The organism is Clostridium sp. AF36-4, assembly GCF_003435975.1.
Classification (GTDB): Bacteria; Bacillota; Clostridia; order Lachnospirales; family Lachnospiraceae; genus Eubacterium_F.
This window is the reverse complement of sequence record NZ_QTVH01000008.1, coordinates 38,863-55,301: the sequence shown is the minus strand read 5'-3', so window position 1 is coordinate 55,301 and position 16,439 is coordinate 38,863. Positions and strand designations below refer to the sequence as shown.

Below are 16,439 nucleotides of genomic sequence, written 5' to 3'. Positions count from 1 at the left end.
CGATTCATCTCCTTAGCTTTTGAATTTGTTTTTAATTTTTGAGAAAAGACCATTTTTCTGGTATAAATCCAACAATGGAACATCCTCTCCCATGATTCTGTGACATATGTTTTCGTATGCCTGACCGGCAAGCGATTTGTTACCTACAAGCGGTTCACCCTGATTTGTCGAAACGACGATATTCTCATCATCCGGGACAACACCAAGCAAATCCACAGCAAGAATCTCTACAACATCATCACTCGACATCATATCTCCACGCTTTACCATATCGGCACGAAGGCGGTTTACAACGAGTTCAGTCTTTCCGATTTCGTTTGCTTCCAGCAATCCGATAATACGGTCTGCATCACGCACAGCCGATACTTCCGGTGTTGTTACTACAATTGCACGGTCAGCTCCGGCAATCGCATTTTTAAATCCCTGTTCGATTCCGGCAGGGCAGTCGAGCAATATGTAATCAAACTCTTCTTTTAATTCATTGGTCAGTTTTTCCATCTGCTCCGGTGTAACTGCTGTCTTATCTCTGGTCTGGGCAGAAGGCAGCAAATAAAGTGTCGGATATCGTTTATCCTTAATCAACGCCTGTTTGATTCGGCAGTTTCCTTCAATTACATCCACAAGATTGTATACAATACGGTTTTCAAGTCCCATAACAACATCCAGATTACGCAATCCGATATCTGTATCAATCAGTACTACTTTTTTTCCTTCTTTTGCTAATCCTGTTCCTACATTGGCAGTTGTCGTTGTTTTACCAACGCCTCCCTTACCCGATGTAATCACAATAACTTCACTCATAAATTTCTCTCCTTTCACCATAACAATGGCTTATATCAATATTCAAACATCAATTTCTGTCAACGTCTGTCTTGACAAAGTATCAATGTATATTGCTCCATCTTGCAAATAGGCAATCTGCGGCTCTGCCGGTGTTTCCTGTTTTTCGTCAGAGGAACGGGCGATTACATCGCTGATTCGTATCTGCATCGGATTCATTTTCAATGCAACAATAAACGCATTTTCTTTTCCGGCAGCTCCGGCATACACTGTTCCATACAGACTTCCTAACACAATTACATTTCCTGTCGATACAACTTGTGCACCTACATTAATGTCGCCTAAAATCACAACACTGGTTTCAAACTCCATCACCTGTCCGGAACGAAGATTTCCTTTGAAAAATTGACCGGAATTTGCATTCATTGCCATCAGTTTTTCATTCAGTGTCTGATTGAACAATTCTTCTCTCTGCTTGTCCTCATCAATCAGACACACGACTTGTAATTTTGAATTTTCCTTGATGCATTCCAGTAAAATAGCTTCCTGTTCCTCAGTTAATTTTCTTCCGTCAAAGGAAACGGCAACCTGAGCCTCACCAAGAAAATCCGAACTTTCCTTGAATTTTTTTTCGACTTCTTCTAAAATCTCCGGAAAAGGAAGCGCATCATCCAAAACAATGCGTATTCCTGATTTATTTCCTTTAATTACAACAGGTGCTTTTTTCATATTTCCAACTCCTTAATCCGTTTGTCTTGTTCCGCCCATTGCCGGACTCGAAACTTTTCCATCCATCAGTTTCTTACGTGAACTCTTATCATAATAATACTGATATACTTTGCTCGCAAGTTCTGCGGCATTGGAAGAAGAAAATCCGTTTGGAATTACTACCGTAATTGAAATTTCCGGATTCTCATAAGGTGCAAAACTAACAAATAATGCATGGTTTGGCTCGTTGTTTGTAATCTGAGCCGTACCGGTTTTTCCGGCAACCGTAACATTTACATTGTTAAACAGTGACTTAATGCTGCCCGCCTGTACTACATTTTTCATGCCGGTTTTAATTGCCGTTAAAGTTGACGACTGGAAATTCAATTTATTGCGGACATTTGATGATTTCTTATCCTGTGTTTTTGATTTAGCATCTTTGATTTTCTGAATCAGAGTTAAATCAAAGCAGGTTCCACCATTCGCAATTGTTGTGACATAACGGGACATCTGAACCGGTGTGTAACTGTGGGAGCCCTGTCCAATTGCAGAACGAACAACATCGACATCGGAAAACGTTGGTTCCGCTTCCGGCAGTTCAATGCCGGATTTTTCCGTTAAACCGTATTTATCTGCATACTTTTTCAGTTTGCTCAAACCTTTTTCATTATCCACTAATGTATTGTGTCCATTTCCTAATCGATAACCCATTTCATAGAAGAAATAGTTACAGGAATGCTGGATTGCCTGTGAAACATTAATATTACCATGCGAATAAGTACTCCAGCATTTTGGCCAAGGCTTATTAATTTTATTAAACTGTACACCGTCATGGATACGAGTATAAGGATTAATAATGCCCTCTTCCAATGCGGTTGTGGCAGTCACCATCTTAAATGTCGAACCGGGAGCTGCCTTTTGCTGGGTCGCACGGTTCAAAAGTGGCGACGCACTGCTTGTACTGATTTTGGCATAATAATCGGCATCAACTGAATTTGCAAATTTATTATTATCATAACTTGGATAAGACGTTAATGCCTTCACTTTTCCGGTCTTTACATCTGTTACAATAACGGCACAAGAACATGGTGTAAGTCCTAAATCTCCTGCTGAAATTTCAAGCGATCGGATTTTCGATTTCAAAAAACTGTATGGGGAAATCATTCCTGCCTGTAATTTCTGATAGGTAGAAGTTTTCTTTTTTAACACCTTCTGGTCATACAACAAAAGGCAAATCTCTCTGCCGGACAAAACACCGGAATCTACCATCGAGTGATACACTTTCTTATCAAACTTCGAATCATCCTGGATTTCATCGACAATATAAGAAACTAATTTCTGGAAGACTTCTTCCGAAGAATAGTAGTTATTGTCAATTTCCAGATTATCTAAATTAATCCAGTTGTTTTTGATTCCATAAACTAACAGCTGACTCAAACTTATTTTATTATTTACATACTTATTGTACATCGTATCTGTTGTGTCCATCGTAGACGTATTTAGTATCTGATTGGTTTTCAACATACTGAAAATGTAATCCAGATAGCCATCCGTTGTTTCCGACAACTGTTTTCCATTCTTTTGATTATTGACACGAAGTTCTTTTTTTACGCGGTTAATAGCGCTCTTTTTCGTGCGGGAAAATGTCTGGTACACCGATTTTTCCAAGGATGTCGCATTACTTGTATTGAAATGTGACACATCAACAATGCTATTTTGAATAATTGCATCGTAAACATCGTAAATAGAAATCAAAATACCTTTAGCATCTTTCCCTTTTGTACCATGCCCCTTCCCATTGATTAATTTGGAAGTAATAATACCGGCAATCTGTTTTTCTGCCAGACGATAAGTTGCTTTCTGCAAATCGGAATCAATCGTCAGATAAATATCTTTTCCGGCTACCGCATCCTTTGTTTTCTGCGAACTTACTACACGCGATGTACTGTCAATAACAAGTGTTTCGGAACCTTTTTTCCCTTTTAATTCATCTTCATATTCTTTTTCGATCCCGGTTTTACCAATCTGGTCTGCCGATGTGTATTCCGTATTCGGATCACTTTCTTTCATTTCCGCTAGCGTTTCGGAAGAAATCAATCCCGTATAGCCAATAATATGAGAGAAATATTTGCTGTCTTTATAGACACGGTTCATTTCGGTGGTAACTTCAACGCCAGGTAAATCAACAGAATTTTCCTTAATGGCAGCCACTGTTTTATCCGAAACATTAGAACTTAATGTAATCGGATCATATTTTGAATATGTGTTCATCAATAACGCATAGCGCACCGTCATAATTGGCAGTGCCTCTGCATCCGTATACGTTTCGTCTTTATCAAAGAAATGAATGGTATTTACCTTATCTTCAGTGCGAATATAACGAAACAGTTCTTCTGCTGTCATATCTTTTTGCTTTTGCGTCAGCTCATGGATGGATTTACAAAAGAAAATCTCTCTTTTAAAACGAAGCTGTGCCGCCTGATTTACCGTGTATTTAAATTTCCCATTTTTATTCATGCTGATTGGAAAATCCAAATCTAAAGAATCCCCATGTTTCTCAATCAGAGTGATACACTTCTCAATCATTGTATTTTTTTCCTGATTTGTTTTCAAATCTCCGGAATCTTCTATCGTTATGGAATAACTCTGCTCATTGGTAACTAAAAGTTTACCATTACAGTCATAAATTTTACCGCGGGCACTCTTAATGGTTTTAATTTTCTGTTTTTGCAGGGAAGCTTCTCTGTCATAGGTTTCGCCTTTCACAATCTGAAGATAAAACATACGTCCGACAAGTATACTAAAAAGCAGTATATAGGTTGTCACCAGGGCGAAAAATCTTGATTTTACCACATTTTTCAGCATATCCAGTATACCGTTAAACATCTGCTATATCTCCTTTCTTTTTCTTTCCTTTGGCTTTTCCAAATGAGCTGCCAGTTCAAACAAAAGAACTCCTGCCAGTGTTGTATAAAGTATTTCCGGCAGAAACTTATGAATAAAATAAAAGCCCAAGTGCAGTCTGCCACGCATTAAAAATTCGGTAATATAATAGTAAAAGCAATACACAAAATCGCTGGAGGCAATTAAAACAACCGGAAGAATCAGGCTGTCTGTAAAATAGATTTTTTTACAAAAGCCGACAACAAAACCAATTGTCATAAAAATAAATGCATATAATCCAATTACGCTTCCATACAGGCAGTCTAGCAGCAAGCCTGAAAAAAAACCAATTACCAGTCCGGAAGTACGACCACGCAGATAACCGTATGTGATTGTCAGTACCAATAAAAGATTTGGAACCGCACCTGCTAACTTTATGGATTGAAATACGGTTGTCTGAAGCAAAAATGCTGCCAATATCATCACAACCGGCAAAATACGTTTTTTAATCATAATTCTTTATGTCCTTAATTTCTGAGTTGTCCTTAAGCTGCGTAATCACCAGTACATTTTCCAGCTGGTCAAAATTAACCGAAGGAATTAAATGCGCTGTCTTTGTCTGAGAAGACGGGTCACTTACAATGTCCTTGACATATCCAACAGACAATCCCTGTAAAAATTTATCACTGACGTGTGAAGTAACCACCTCGTCACCATCTTTAATCTTTGCCGTGTTGCTTATCATCTCAATGTCAATGTACCCTTTGTAAATACTCTCCATATTTCCTTTAACAATACAGGTTTCCCCGGTATCCTGAAACATTGCACTTACATTACTCTTATCATCAATGATGGCACGTACCTTTGCATACGACTCACCAACTTCAGAAACAATGCCAACCAAACCATTGCCGGCAATTACGTTCATATCAACCTGAATACCATCTTTCTTTCCTTTGTCAATCGTAAATACATGGAACCAGTTGTTACCATCGCGGCTGATAACACGCGCAGCCACTTTCGGATAATCCGGATATACCTTGTCCAATTTATACAATTCTCTGTAATTATCCAGTTCTGCATTTTCACGGGCGAGAATTTTATTATTATAACTTAAGTCATTTAACTTTTCCTGCAATTCCCTATTCTCTGCTAACAGGGTTTCTTTTGAAGTAAGTAAATCTGCTTTATCCGAAAGGTATTTACCAACGGAATTAATCCCCTTCTGCATTGGTGTCACCACATTCCCAACAAATGCTTTCACACCGGCAAACCGGTCTGTAAACTTAAACGAGAGAAGCACTAACAGTACACACAAAACCGAGAGACATATATATAATATTTTGGGATGAATCCATTTATTTTTCCTTCTCTTTTTCACACAAACACCTCCGCTTTGTTTTCGGAAAAAATTACAAGGTCAATTTTGCTAAATGTGGGTCTTCGATAATTGCACCAAGTCCCATAACAACCGTGCTTTCCGGTTCCTCACATAAGTTTACTTTCAGTCCGAGCTGGTCATATACAAAACGTCCTAAATCCTTAATGCGGCTCGAACCTCCGGTCAGATAAACACCGGATTTGTAAATGTCGGAAGAAATTTCCGGCGGCGTGCGCTCCAATATAATTTTCACAGCATCAACAATGCTTTGGAACAATTCAGACAGTGCGGAATGGACATCTTTTGACTCAATCGTAATTTCACTTGGCAGTCCTGTTACCAGATTACGTCCACATACGTCAATGGATTCGTCCGTCACATAAGCAGAACCAATTGTCATTTTAATTTCTTCTGCTGTCTTTTCGCCAATCACAAAACTCTTATCTTTTTTGATTTTATTAATAATTGCCTCATCAAAACGATTTCCGCCAATCGGAATCAATCGGCTTAATACAATACCACCAAGGGACATCACGGAAATCTCTGTTGTATTTGCACCGATATCCACAACCAAAGTTCCTGTAGATTTTGTAATATCGAGATTCATACCCAGGGCATCTGCAACCGGCTTCTCAACGACATGGATTTTCTTCGGTTTCAGATTGGTATTTGTAATCAAATCAAAATAAGCTCTTTTCTCCACTTCTGTAATATCAGTCGGAACCGCAATATAATACTCTGCACCTTTTAACTTTTTCTTGCCATCCAGTTCATGGAAGAAATAATCAATCATCGACTGCATATTTCCGATATCGGCAATAACACCATTTTTTACCGGATAAGACACCTGAATGTTTGCCGGTGCCTTCTCATACATCTCATACGCCTCATTTCCTACCGCAAAAGTATGAGATTTATTGTAAATCGCAATTACACTTTTTTCATGAAGAATAATTCCCTCTCCATTTTTATAAAACTTAATTGAACTTGTTCCAAAATCAATTCCTATTGCTTTTCCTAACATGTCAAATCAATCCTCTTTCTTTTAAACTAATGTAGCGGTTATCACCAATGATAATGTGGTCAACCAAAGGAATACCAATCAAATCTGAAGCCTCATATAACCGTTTGGTCATCTTGATATCTTCTCCGCTCGGAATGGGGTTCCCACTCGGATGATTATGCAGTATCACAATCTGAGCCGCGTCGCATTGCAGGGCAATCCGCAGAATCTCTCTCGGATTTACCACAGAATAGTTTATAGTTCCCTTAAAAACTGCTTTGTCGTAGAGCAGCCTTCCGCTTGCATCCAGTGCTGCAAGATACAAATGCTCCGTTTCGAGATTTCGCATTTCATCCATAAAATAAGCCGCCAGTTGTTCGGGGCGGCTAAAATTTGTGGCATTACACTTACTCTCTCTTGCCAGTCGTTTGGACAACTCCACCGCACACAAAATCTGAACTGCCTTCACCGGACCAATTCCGTGAATCTGAAGAAGCTGATTGCGCGTCAGATGAAACAATCCCATCAAACCCTGAAAAGAAGGATGTGCACTCAGCACTTCCAAAGCGAGGGCAAGACTCGTCTTATCCTTTGTTCCGGACTTTAAAATGACAGCAAGTAATTCTGCATTCGACAAAGACTTTGCACCGTCTCTTTCACACTTCTCATACGGCTTTTCCGAATCCGGCAATTCTTTCATGGTAAAATTTTCTTTTTTCATTTCGGCTCCTTTCGGAACCAAATTCCACCTAAACATTGTTATTTTACCATATCAAGGCAAAAATGTATACCTATTAAGCAAGATTTTTCTGTGAATTTTTTTTGAATTTTGCCAAAATCTATGGCAATTCGACAAATCCACCATCAATCATATTTTGCAGTGTTTTTAATATACCCATCTTTCCGTGCGGCCATGTAATTCCACCCTGAAAATAGACACTGTAAGGCGGTTCAATCGGGGCATCTGCACTTAATTCAATAGAGGACCCCTGTACAAAAGCACCCGCTGCCATAATGACATCGCTGTGATAGCCGGGCATCGCATATGGCTCCGGCAGAACGTAGGCATCTACCGGGGCTGCCTGCTGGATTCCCTGGCAGAAGGCGATAATTCGTTCCGGTGAGCCAAAAGCAATTGCCTGAATGATATCGTGTCTGTCTTCTTTACCATTAGGACTTGCCGTAAAGCCAAGTTTTTCATATAAATTTGCAGCAAAAATAGCTGACTTTAAGGCACTTGCCACAACCGTCGGTGCTAAAAATAATCCTTGATAAAACGCCGAATTAACCTGAAGGGAAGCCCCTACTTCTTTGCCAAGACCAGGTGCCGTAAGGCGGTATGCAGCAAGTTCAACTAAATCTTTCCGTCCAACAATATACCCGCCCAAAGGTGCCAGACCGCCACCCGGATTTTTTATCAGAGAACCTACACAAATATCGGCTCCAACCTGCGTTGGCTCGATGGTTTCTACAAATTCACCATAACAGTTATCTACCATGCAGATGACATCCGGCTTTATCGATTTGATATAACGAATCAGTTCTCCAATCCGCTCAACAGACAAGGTTTTGCGCATTGCGTATCCTTTGGAACGCTGAATCGTGACTAATTTTGTTTTCTCATTTAATGCATTTTTGATTCCTGCATAATCAAATTCACTGTCACCGACCAAATCTACCTGTCGATAAGATACCCCAAATTCACGAAGAGATCCTTTGGTATCTGTTCCCTCGATGCCGATGATTCCTTCCAATGTATCATATGGTTTTCCAACCGGCGACAGCAGTTCATCCCCCGGTCGAAGAATCGACGATAAAGCAATTGTCAACGCATGCGTTCCGCAGGTAATCTGTGAGCGCACAAGTGCATCTTCTGCTTCAAAAATGTCAGCATATACGGCTTCCAACGTATCTCTTCCGGTATCGTTATAACCATACCCTGTTGTTCCCCACAAATGGTTTTCACTCACACGGTTCTTCTGCATGGCATGAATTACTTTCAACTGATTAATTTCCGCCACTTCATCAATTTTAGCAAACCGGTCTTCGATTTCTCCCAAAACAGTTTTTCCAAAATCAATCACATCTTTTTTAATTCCAAATTTTTCATACATTTCTTCTGTTGTCATGATTTATCCTTCCCGGCATGAACAAATGCCCTTTTCTACTGCTAATTTCATAATATAGTTTACAATATCATGGTTATTTGAAAAATTATCTTTGTTAATCATTGTCACATCTCGTTCCCGTCGAAACCATGTCATCTGACGTTTTGCGAAATGTCTGGTGTCTCGTTTTAAGCGGTAAACAGCTTCTTCCATTGTACACTCTTTAAAAAGAGCTGACGCAATTTCTTTGTAGCCAAGCCCTTGCATGGAAACCAAATTTCTTGAATAACCGGCGTCCAAAAGTTGTTTTACCTCCTTGACAAGTCCCTCTTCCATCATCTGGTCAACCCGTTTGTCAATCCTTTCATAAAGCACCTTCCGATTCATTGTGAGAACCAGATACAAAAAATTATACGGCGACCCTTTCTGCCGCTCCTCTTTATTGTGATCTGAAAATTTCTGTCCGGTACTTTGAAAATACTCCAAGGCACGAATCACACGTTTTATGTTATTTGGATGAATGGCTTCTGCGGATTCTTTATCCACTTTTTGCAGTTCATGATGTAGATAAGAAGCACCTTTTTCTTTTGCCAGATTTTGCAAATCCGCTCTGATTTCATCACCCTGTTTTTCTTTTGTAAAAGCAATATCATTTAACACTGCTTGAATATAAAACCCGGTTCCGCCTACAAGAATCGGAATCTTCCCACGATTATAAATATCTTCCATAATTTCCTTTACGCGTTTTTGAAAAATCATCACGTTAAATTCTTCATCCGGATTCCATTCATCAATCATATAGTGCGTAACGCCCTGCATCTGCTCTTTTTTAATTTTTGCAGTTCCAATATCCATCTGTTTGTATACTTGCATCGAATCAGCTGAAATAATTTCACCGCCTGCCGCTTTTGCCAGCTCAATGGATATTTCCGTTTTCCCGACAGCGGTTGGCCCTGTCAAAACAATAATTGGTTTTTTCATATCCATACACTCCTTTTTGACATTCAAAGCACACGTTTGAATTTTTTTTCAAATTCATACTGGCTCATTGCAATCGTTGTCGGTCTTCCATGTGGACAATGATACGGCTGATCCATCTGTAACATCTGCCCAATCAATTCTCTTGCTTCTGCGTAAGACATCGTGTGATTGCCCTTCACTGCCGCCTTGCATGCCATCGTAGCACAATGGTCGATTACAAATTCCGGTGCTGATTTCGTATTTTGATTTCTCAAATTGTCTAACAATTCCAAAAACAATTGTTTCGGCTCTAAGTTCAAAAAATCAGCCGGTACACCGGTAATCAAATACTCTCTGTCCCCAAACATTTCCCAGCAAAAGCCAATAGCAGTTAAGGTCTGTGCATTCTCCTCTAACACTTCAATTTCCCGTCCTGACAGCGACACAACAATCGGCGCAATCAAATTCTGTGTCAGCGGTTTTTTATCCTTTAACTTTTTCATTAATTTCTCGTATAACACTTTTTCATGAGCTGCATGCTGGTCAATAATCAATAATTCTTTTTCGTACTCCACAAGCCAGTAGGTGCCGAAAACCTGTCCGATAATCCGGAAAACAACACCCTCTTGCTGTTCTTCTTTCTTAAAATCTAATTGCTTGTAATCTTCTCTTACAATTGATACATTCTGCTTTCCGGAAAATGGTGCACTTTCATACACAAATGGTTTTTCTTCCATCTTTTTCTCCGGTTGTGCGCGCATACTCCACTCTTTTTTTCTTTCATATTCAAACGGCTCCGGCTGTTTTTCAATCGGTTTTTCTTCTACCGGACTTTGCTTCTCTTTTTCATCCAGTGTGACATCCGGAATTAAAGTACTCTGCTTCAATGCCTCAGTAACCGTGTCTCTCACAAGTGATAAAACTTCCATCTGATTTGTAAAGCGGATTTCCATTTTGGTCGGATGGACATTGACATCAATAAAAGAAGAATCAATCGAAAGCATGAGTACCACAAACGGGTAACGGTGTCCCATAAGAAATCCCTGATATCCCTGCATGGTTGCATTTGCCAAAATCGGACTTTTGATATAACGCCCATTTACAAAGTAATTCATCATCGAGCGGTTTCCCCTTGATAAAATCGGTTTTCCAATAAATCCTTCTAAGCGCATGCCATCCTGTTCTTGACAAATCGGTATCAGTTCTTTCGTAATTTCTCTTCCGTAGTGATAAAAAATATTGGTCTTTACCTGTCCGTCACCACTTGTCTGAAATTTTGTTTTCCCATCTACAATAAAAGAGAAACGGATATCCGCATGAGCCAGTGAATACCGCTGCACCAGTTCATGAATATAGTTTCCCTCAGTTGTTTTTGATTTTAAAAATTTTCTTCTTGCCGGTGTGTTATAAAACAAGTTTCGTACCACAAAAGTAGTTCCTTCCGGACAGCCAACTTCCTCACATCCGGTCTCTTTTCCGCCTTCAATAGAATATCTAGTTCCGACAATGTCTTCTTTTCTTTTGGTAATCAATTCAACCTGAGCTACCGCCGCAATACTTGACAATGCCTCGCCGCGGAACCCAAGACTTGTTACCGAAAGTAAATCCTCAGTATTTCTAATTTTGCTTGTCGCATGGCGTAAAAATGCCGTCGGGATTTCCTCTTTTGCAATACCGGCACCATTATCCGTGATACGAATCATGGAAATTCCGCCTTCTTTTATTTCGATTGTAATGGCGGATGCACCGGCATCCAAAGAATTATCCATTAATTCTTTCACAACAGCCGAAGGACGTTCCACAACTTCGCCTGCCGCAATTTGATTTATCGTTTTTTGGTCAAGAACTTGAATCATGACATCCTCCGTTTCTTTTTACCACTGTTCTTTTAATTTATTCTGCCACTTGTAAACTAAATTCATCGCATCCATCGGTGTCACATTGGATAAATTAATATCACGCAGTTCAAACAAAATGGCATCCGTCTGATTTGTCGTCTCCATCGTATCAAAAATGGAAAGCTGCGTCATGGCTTCCGTGCCGCCTTTTAAATCTTTCTCACTTAAATCCGTAAGTTTTGATAGATTACTATTGGCATCTTTGGCCTCCAACAAATCCGCAATTTCCCTTGCACGGACTAAAACTTCATCCGGAACACCGGCAAGTCTGGCAACCTGAATACCATAACTGCGGTCTGCACCGCCTTTTACAATTTTGCGAAGAAATACAATATCCTCGCCATCCTCTTTTACGGCAATGCAATAATTCTGAACACCTTCTAATTTACCCTCCAATTCCGTCAATTCGTGGTAATGTGTGGCAAATAACGTTTTTGCTCCAATTTTTTTCTTATTTACTATGTGTTCAACAACCGACCATGCAATACTTAGTCCGTCAAAAGTACTGGTTCCGCGGCCGATTTCGTCTAAAATAATCAAACTGTCTTTTGTTGCGTTGTGTAAAATATTGGCAACTTCGGTCATTTCCACCATAAAGGTACTCTGCCCGCTCGCCAAGTCATCCGATGCCCCGACACGCGTAAATATGCGGTCAACTAATGACAAATCTGCTTCTCTTGCTGGAACAAAACAGCCAATCTGCGCCATTAAAGAAATCAATGCTGTCTGACGCATATAGGTAGATTTACCCGCCATATTTGGACCGGTAATAATCACAACCCGGTGTGTATCATCATCTAAATAGGTATCGTTAGCAATAAACATATCCTTTGTCATCATCTGCTCAATCACCGGATGCCTGCCCTCTTTAATCGTAATAGAGCCATTGTGATTGATGGTTGGCCGGACATACTGATTATGCTCCGCTACATATGCAAGGGATGCTAACATATCTAAAAAGGCAATCACCGATGCCGTATCTTGAATCCGCTTCATTTGCTCAAATATTTTATCCCGCAGTTCGCAAAATACCGCATATTCCAGATTATAAAGCCGGTCCTCAGCTCCAAGAATCACATCTTCCATTTCTTTCAGTTCATCGGTTGTGTAACGCTCCGCATTTGTCAATGTCTGTTTTCGAATCCAGTTTTCCGGCACCTGGTCAAGAAAAGATTTTGTGACCTCAAAATAATACCCGAAAACTTTATTATATTTAATTCTAAGATTCTTAATTCCTGTATGTTCTTTTTCTTTCGCCTCTAAATTTGCCAGCCAGTCTTTGCCTTCGGTTTTTGCCTGTCTGAGCTTATCAATTTCTTCATGATAACCGTTTTTAAAGATACCGCCCTCTCTTACCGAAATCGGTGGTTCTTCCTCAATTGCCGAATGAATCCATCCGTAAATATCTTCCAGTGCATCCATCTTATCATATAAGTCTTTAAAAAGCGGCGCTTTAAAATTGCCAAGAAGCATACGAATCGCCGGAAGCATTTCCAAAGAAGATTCCAGTGCTATCATATCTCTTGGATTTACAGTACGGTAACTGATTTTGCTCAAAAGACGCTCTAAGTCATATACCGGATTCAGATATTCACGAATTTCCTCTCTGGTAATAACATTCGCATTTAATTCCTCAATCGCATCATAACGCGCAAGAATCTCTTCTTCCTCAATCAAAGGCTGTTCAATGGAAGCACGCAATTTTCTGGCACCCATCGCTGTTTTTGTCTTATCAAGCACCCAGAGAAGCGAACCTCTTTTCTGCTTTTCACGCAGTGTCTCTACCAGTTCCAGATTCCGTCTGGTATTTCTGTCTAAAAGCATATACTTGCCAACATGATACGGCTGCAAATGTGAAATGTGCTCTAGGGCACACTTTTGCGTTTCAATCAAATACATCATGACGGCTCCTGCCGCAATCATGCCAATCGAGTATTCCTCTACTCCCATGCCGTCTAAACTGCTTACATGAAAATGACGACACAGAGCCTCCCGGCAGCTTTCTTTTTCAAAGTAGCGCGGTTCGAGTGCAGAAATGGTAATTCCAAGCCGTTCACTCAAATCGGTCAAATCAACGCCGGATATGTAAAAGGAATCATTGCAGATAATCTCGGCTGGCATAAATTTATTTACTTCATCCAAAAGTTTACTTACCGACTCTACTTCGGTAAGCATATATTCTCCTGTTGTGACATCTACAATCGAAATGCCAAAACTATGGTCAACTGAAACAATTCCCATTAAATAATTATTTCTCGTTTCATCTAAAGAACCGGTAAAACAATTGGTACCCGGTGTAACAATACGTGTTACTTCTCTTTTTACCAATCCCTTTGCCAGTTTTGGGTCTTCTACCTGTTCACAAATCGCTACTTTATAGCCCCGCTCTACCAAACGGTTAATATATGTCTCCGCAGAATGAAACGGGACACCACACATGGGTGCCCGCTCTTTAAGACCACAACTCTTTCCGGTCAGGGTTAATTCAAGTTCTTTGTGTGCACATATGGCATCATCAAAAAACATTTCATAGAAGTCACCTAACCGGTAAAAGAGAATACAGTCTTTATATTCATTTTTCGTTTCCATGTACTGCTGCATCATTGGCGTTAACTGTTCCATGGTCTTTGTTACCTCTTTCGCAATATTCCAATCTATTCTGTTGTATTAGCAGTCGGCTCTGGAGTCGGTACCTGAGTTGGTGCTTCTGTCGGTGCCTGAGTTGGCGCTTCTGTTGGTGCCTGAGTCGGTTCTTTTGTAACAACAGTACCTGGCGTTTTCGTTGCTTTCGGCATCTTCGTAGCCTTTGGCGATTTGGACGCTTTTGGTGTCTTCGTAGCCTTTGGTACTTTTGTAGCCTTTGGTGTAGCCGTTGTACGAACCGGTGTCTGAGTCGGTCTTGGAGTAACTGTCTCAATCGGTTTTGGTTTATCAACAGAGAGATACATCGCATTGATATAACCTTTCTGTCCATTATATTCAACTTCCATCCATTCTTTCTTCTGCAAACCAGAGAAAGTCAGTTTTGTCGATGCCGGAACTTTTGCCACAACACTTGCCGTCAAAGACGGTTCGGAACGCATATTAACAGTCGATGTCGTATAACCTTCCGTTGCCTTTGCCAGTTCCTCATCCACCTGCGTATCGGCATCATCTTCACGAATCATCGTATTTTCATCCGGTGTCTGTGTTGGCTCCGGACTTTCTCTTACCGTAACAGCACTGTCCGATACAGCAGAAGCATTAGCCTCTTCATCTGTAACCGTATTATGATTAAAGAAAGCAACCGAAATATAATAGCCAATTCCAATCACTAACGCAAGTGTAAGTACCACGCTAATACCAAACATACTTGTCTCAAATACTTTATGTTCTGAACTCAGCATTCTGCTAAAAAAGCCTTTTTTCTCGTTTTTCATTCCCATTTACACTCCTTATCTTGAATATCTTTGTTTATTATAACCATTCTGTCGTCATTTGTCTATGATAAATTCCATTTTTCGCAAAAAAGCGAACATTCGTTTGACACATATAATAAATTATGATATATTTAAAAAGCAAACAATTGTTTGTATTTTACTAATTTTTTAGGAGGTTTCTTATGGGAAATGGCAGAATATCAGCAAAGCAGGCTGAAATATTAGAATACATAAAAGCACAAATTTTAGAAAAGGGATATCCACCGGCAGTACGGGAAATTTGTTCAGCTGTTCATTTAAAGTCAACATCTTCAGTACACTCTCATTTGGAGACATTGGAAAAGAATGGTTATATCCGCCGTGACCCGACGAAACCACGTGCAATTGAAATTATAGATGATGATTTTAATTTATCCAGGCGCGAAATCCGCAACATTCCATTGTTAGGACATGTTGCCGCCGGTGCCCCATTATTTGCGGAGCAGAATATCGAAAATTATTTTCCAATGCTTGCAGACCAGCTCCCTGCCGGTAACTTATTTATGCTTGATGTCCGCGGTGAAAGTATGATAAATGTCGGTATTTATGACGGTGACAAAATCATTGTGCAGCAGACTCCTACTGCCAGAGACGGCGATATTGTAGTTGCATTAATTGATGATTCCGCCACGGTAAAAACTTACTACAAAGAAAGCGGACGTTACCGTCTCCAGCCGGAAAATGATTCTATGGAGCCAATTTATGTAAACGAAGTAATCATATTAGGAAAAGTAATCGGCTTATACCGCTTCTTCTAAACTTATATCACAAAAACAGAGCATATAAAATCTTTTTATTGCTCTCTCGAACAAAATGCAATAAAAAAATTCCATGTGTAAGAGGCTTATAACGCGAAGCGTTATCTTATCTCTTACGCATGGAATTTTTTTATAATTCTTCTCTCGAAATCTTCTTTCCATCTTTCCAGATTCGCTCTAAATCATAAAACAAGCGGTCTTCTTTGGAAAAAACATGAACAATTACATCGCCATAATCCATCAAAACCCAGGAAGAATTTTTATTCCCCTCAATTCTCTTGCTTTTATAGCCGGCTTCTATCATTTTTTCCTCGACTAAATCCGTCATGGCATTTAACTGATTCTGATTTCTTCCATTTGCAATTACCAGATAATCTGCAATTATCGAAATTTCATCGACTTTAAGTATCTCAATGTCCTCTCCCAGTTTTTCATCCAAGGCATCATAAACAATCTGTACCATTTTTTTCGACTGATTTTCCATCTAACGTTTCCTCCTGAT

14 protein-coding genes are annotated in these 16,439 nt (G+C 39.8%); 1 reads left to right on the top strand and 13 read right to left on the bottom strand.

The features are described 5' to 3' along the window. Positions 1–12: 12 nt before the first annotated feature. The 12 genes from minD to DW005_RS05960 form a co-directional block, all read right to left on the bottom strand. Complete coding sequence (minD, locus tag DW005_RS06015) at positions 13–801, bottom strand: septum site-determining protein MinD (RefSeq protein WP_022376808.1); 789 nt, start codon at positions 799–801, stop codon at positions 13–15. Positions 802–843: 42 nt separating this feature from the next. After that, a complete protein-coding gene (minC, locus tag DW005_RS06010; protein ID WP_117478575.1) occupies positions 844–1,509 on the bottom strand; it encodes a septum site-determining protein MinC in 666 nt (221 codons plus the stop codon). A gap of 12 nt (positions 1,510–1,521) precedes the next feature. Continuing rightward, complete coding sequence (locus tag DW005_RS06005) at positions 1,522–4,374, bottom strand: penicillin-binding transpeptidase domain-containing protein (protein WP_117478574.1); 2,853 nt, start codon at positions 4,372–4,374, stop codon at positions 1,522–1,524. Between the two features lie 3 nt (positions 4,375–4,377). Continuing rightward, positions 4,378–4,884 (bottom strand): rod shape-determining protein MreD, encoded by a 507-nt coding sequence (gene mreD / locus DW005_RS06000; protein ID WP_117478573.1) that lies wholly within the window; start codon positions 4,882–4,884, stop codon positions 4,378–4,380. Next, a complete protein-coding gene (mreC, locus tag DW005_RS05995; protein ID WP_117478572.1) occupies positions 4,877–5,752 on the bottom strand; it encodes a rod shape-determining protein MreC in 876 nt (291 codons plus the stop codon). The genes mreD and mreC overlap by 8 nt, the downstream gene beginning before the upstream one ends. 31 nt (positions 5,753–5,783) lie before the next feature. Further along, positions 5,784–6,776: a rod shape-determining protein gene (locus DW005_RS05990; RefSeq protein ID WP_022376803.1), complete on the bottom strand. Its 993-nt coding sequence runs from the start codon at positions 6,774–6,776 to the stop codon at positions 5,784–5,786. A 1-nt stretch (position 6,777) separates the two neighbouring features. Continuing rightward, positions 6,778–7,476 (bottom strand): DNA repair protein RadC, encoded by a 699-nt coding sequence (gene radC, locus DW005_RS05985; protein ID WP_022376802.1) that lies wholly within the window; start codon positions 7,474–7,476, stop codon positions 6,778–6,780. A 118-nt stretch (positions 7,477–7,594) separates the two neighbouring features. Next, complete coding sequence (locus tag DW005_RS05980; RefSeq protein WP_022376801.1) at positions 7,595–8,884, bottom strand: methionine gamma-lyase family protein; 1,290 nt, start codon at positions 8,882–8,884, stop codon at positions 7,595–7,597. A 3-nt stretch (positions 8,885–8,887) separates the two neighbouring features. Further along, positions 8,888–9,844, bottom strand: coding sequence for a tRNA (adenosine(37)-N6)-dimethylallyltransferase MiaA (gene miaA / locus DW005_RS05975; RefSeq protein WP_117478571.1), 957 nt, complete (start codon positions 9,842–9,844; stop codon positions 8,888–8,890). Positions 9,845–9,867: 23 nt separating this feature from the next. Continuing rightward, on the bottom strand, positions 9,868–11,679 hold the full coding sequence (mutL, locus tag DW005_RS05970) for a DNA mismatch repair endonuclease MutL (RefSeq protein ID WP_117478570.1): 1,812 nt from the start codon (positions 11,677–11,679) through the stop codon (positions 9,868–9,870). Positions 11,680–11,697: 18 nt separating this feature from the next. After that, on the bottom strand, positions 11,698–14,343 hold the full coding sequence (gene mutS / locus DW005_RS05965; RefSeq protein ID WP_117478569.1) for a DNA mismatch repair protein MutS: 2,646 nt from the start codon (positions 14,341–14,343) through the stop codon (positions 11,698–11,700). 32 nt (positions 14,344–14,375) lie between these two features. Continuing rightward, the gene (locus DW005_RS05960) at positions 14,376–15,140 is read right to left on the bottom strand and encodes an SH3 domain-containing protein (RefSeq protein ID WP_207658730.1); all 765 of its coding nucleotides are present in this window, start codon (positions 15,138–15,140) and stop codon (positions 14,376–14,378) included. 182 nt (positions 15,141–15,322) lie between these two features. On the opposite strand from DW005_RS05960, the gene lexA reads away from it, so the two are divergent. Then, the gene (gene lexA, locus DW005_RS05955) at positions 15,323–15,937 is read left to right on the top strand and encodes a transcriptional repressor LexA (protein WP_117478567.1); all 615 of its coding nucleotides are present in this window, start codon (positions 15,323–15,325) and stop codon (positions 15,935–15,937) included. Between the two features lie 130 nt (positions 15,938–16,067). On the opposite strand, the gene rsfS is transcribed toward lexA, so the two are convergent. Further along, on the bottom strand, positions 16,068–16,421 hold the full coding sequence (gene rsfS / locus DW005_RS05950; protein WP_117478566.1) for a ribosome silencing factor: 354 nt from the start codon (positions 16,419–16,421) through the stop codon (positions 16,068–16,070). Positions 16,422–16,439 lie beyond the last annotated feature (18 nt).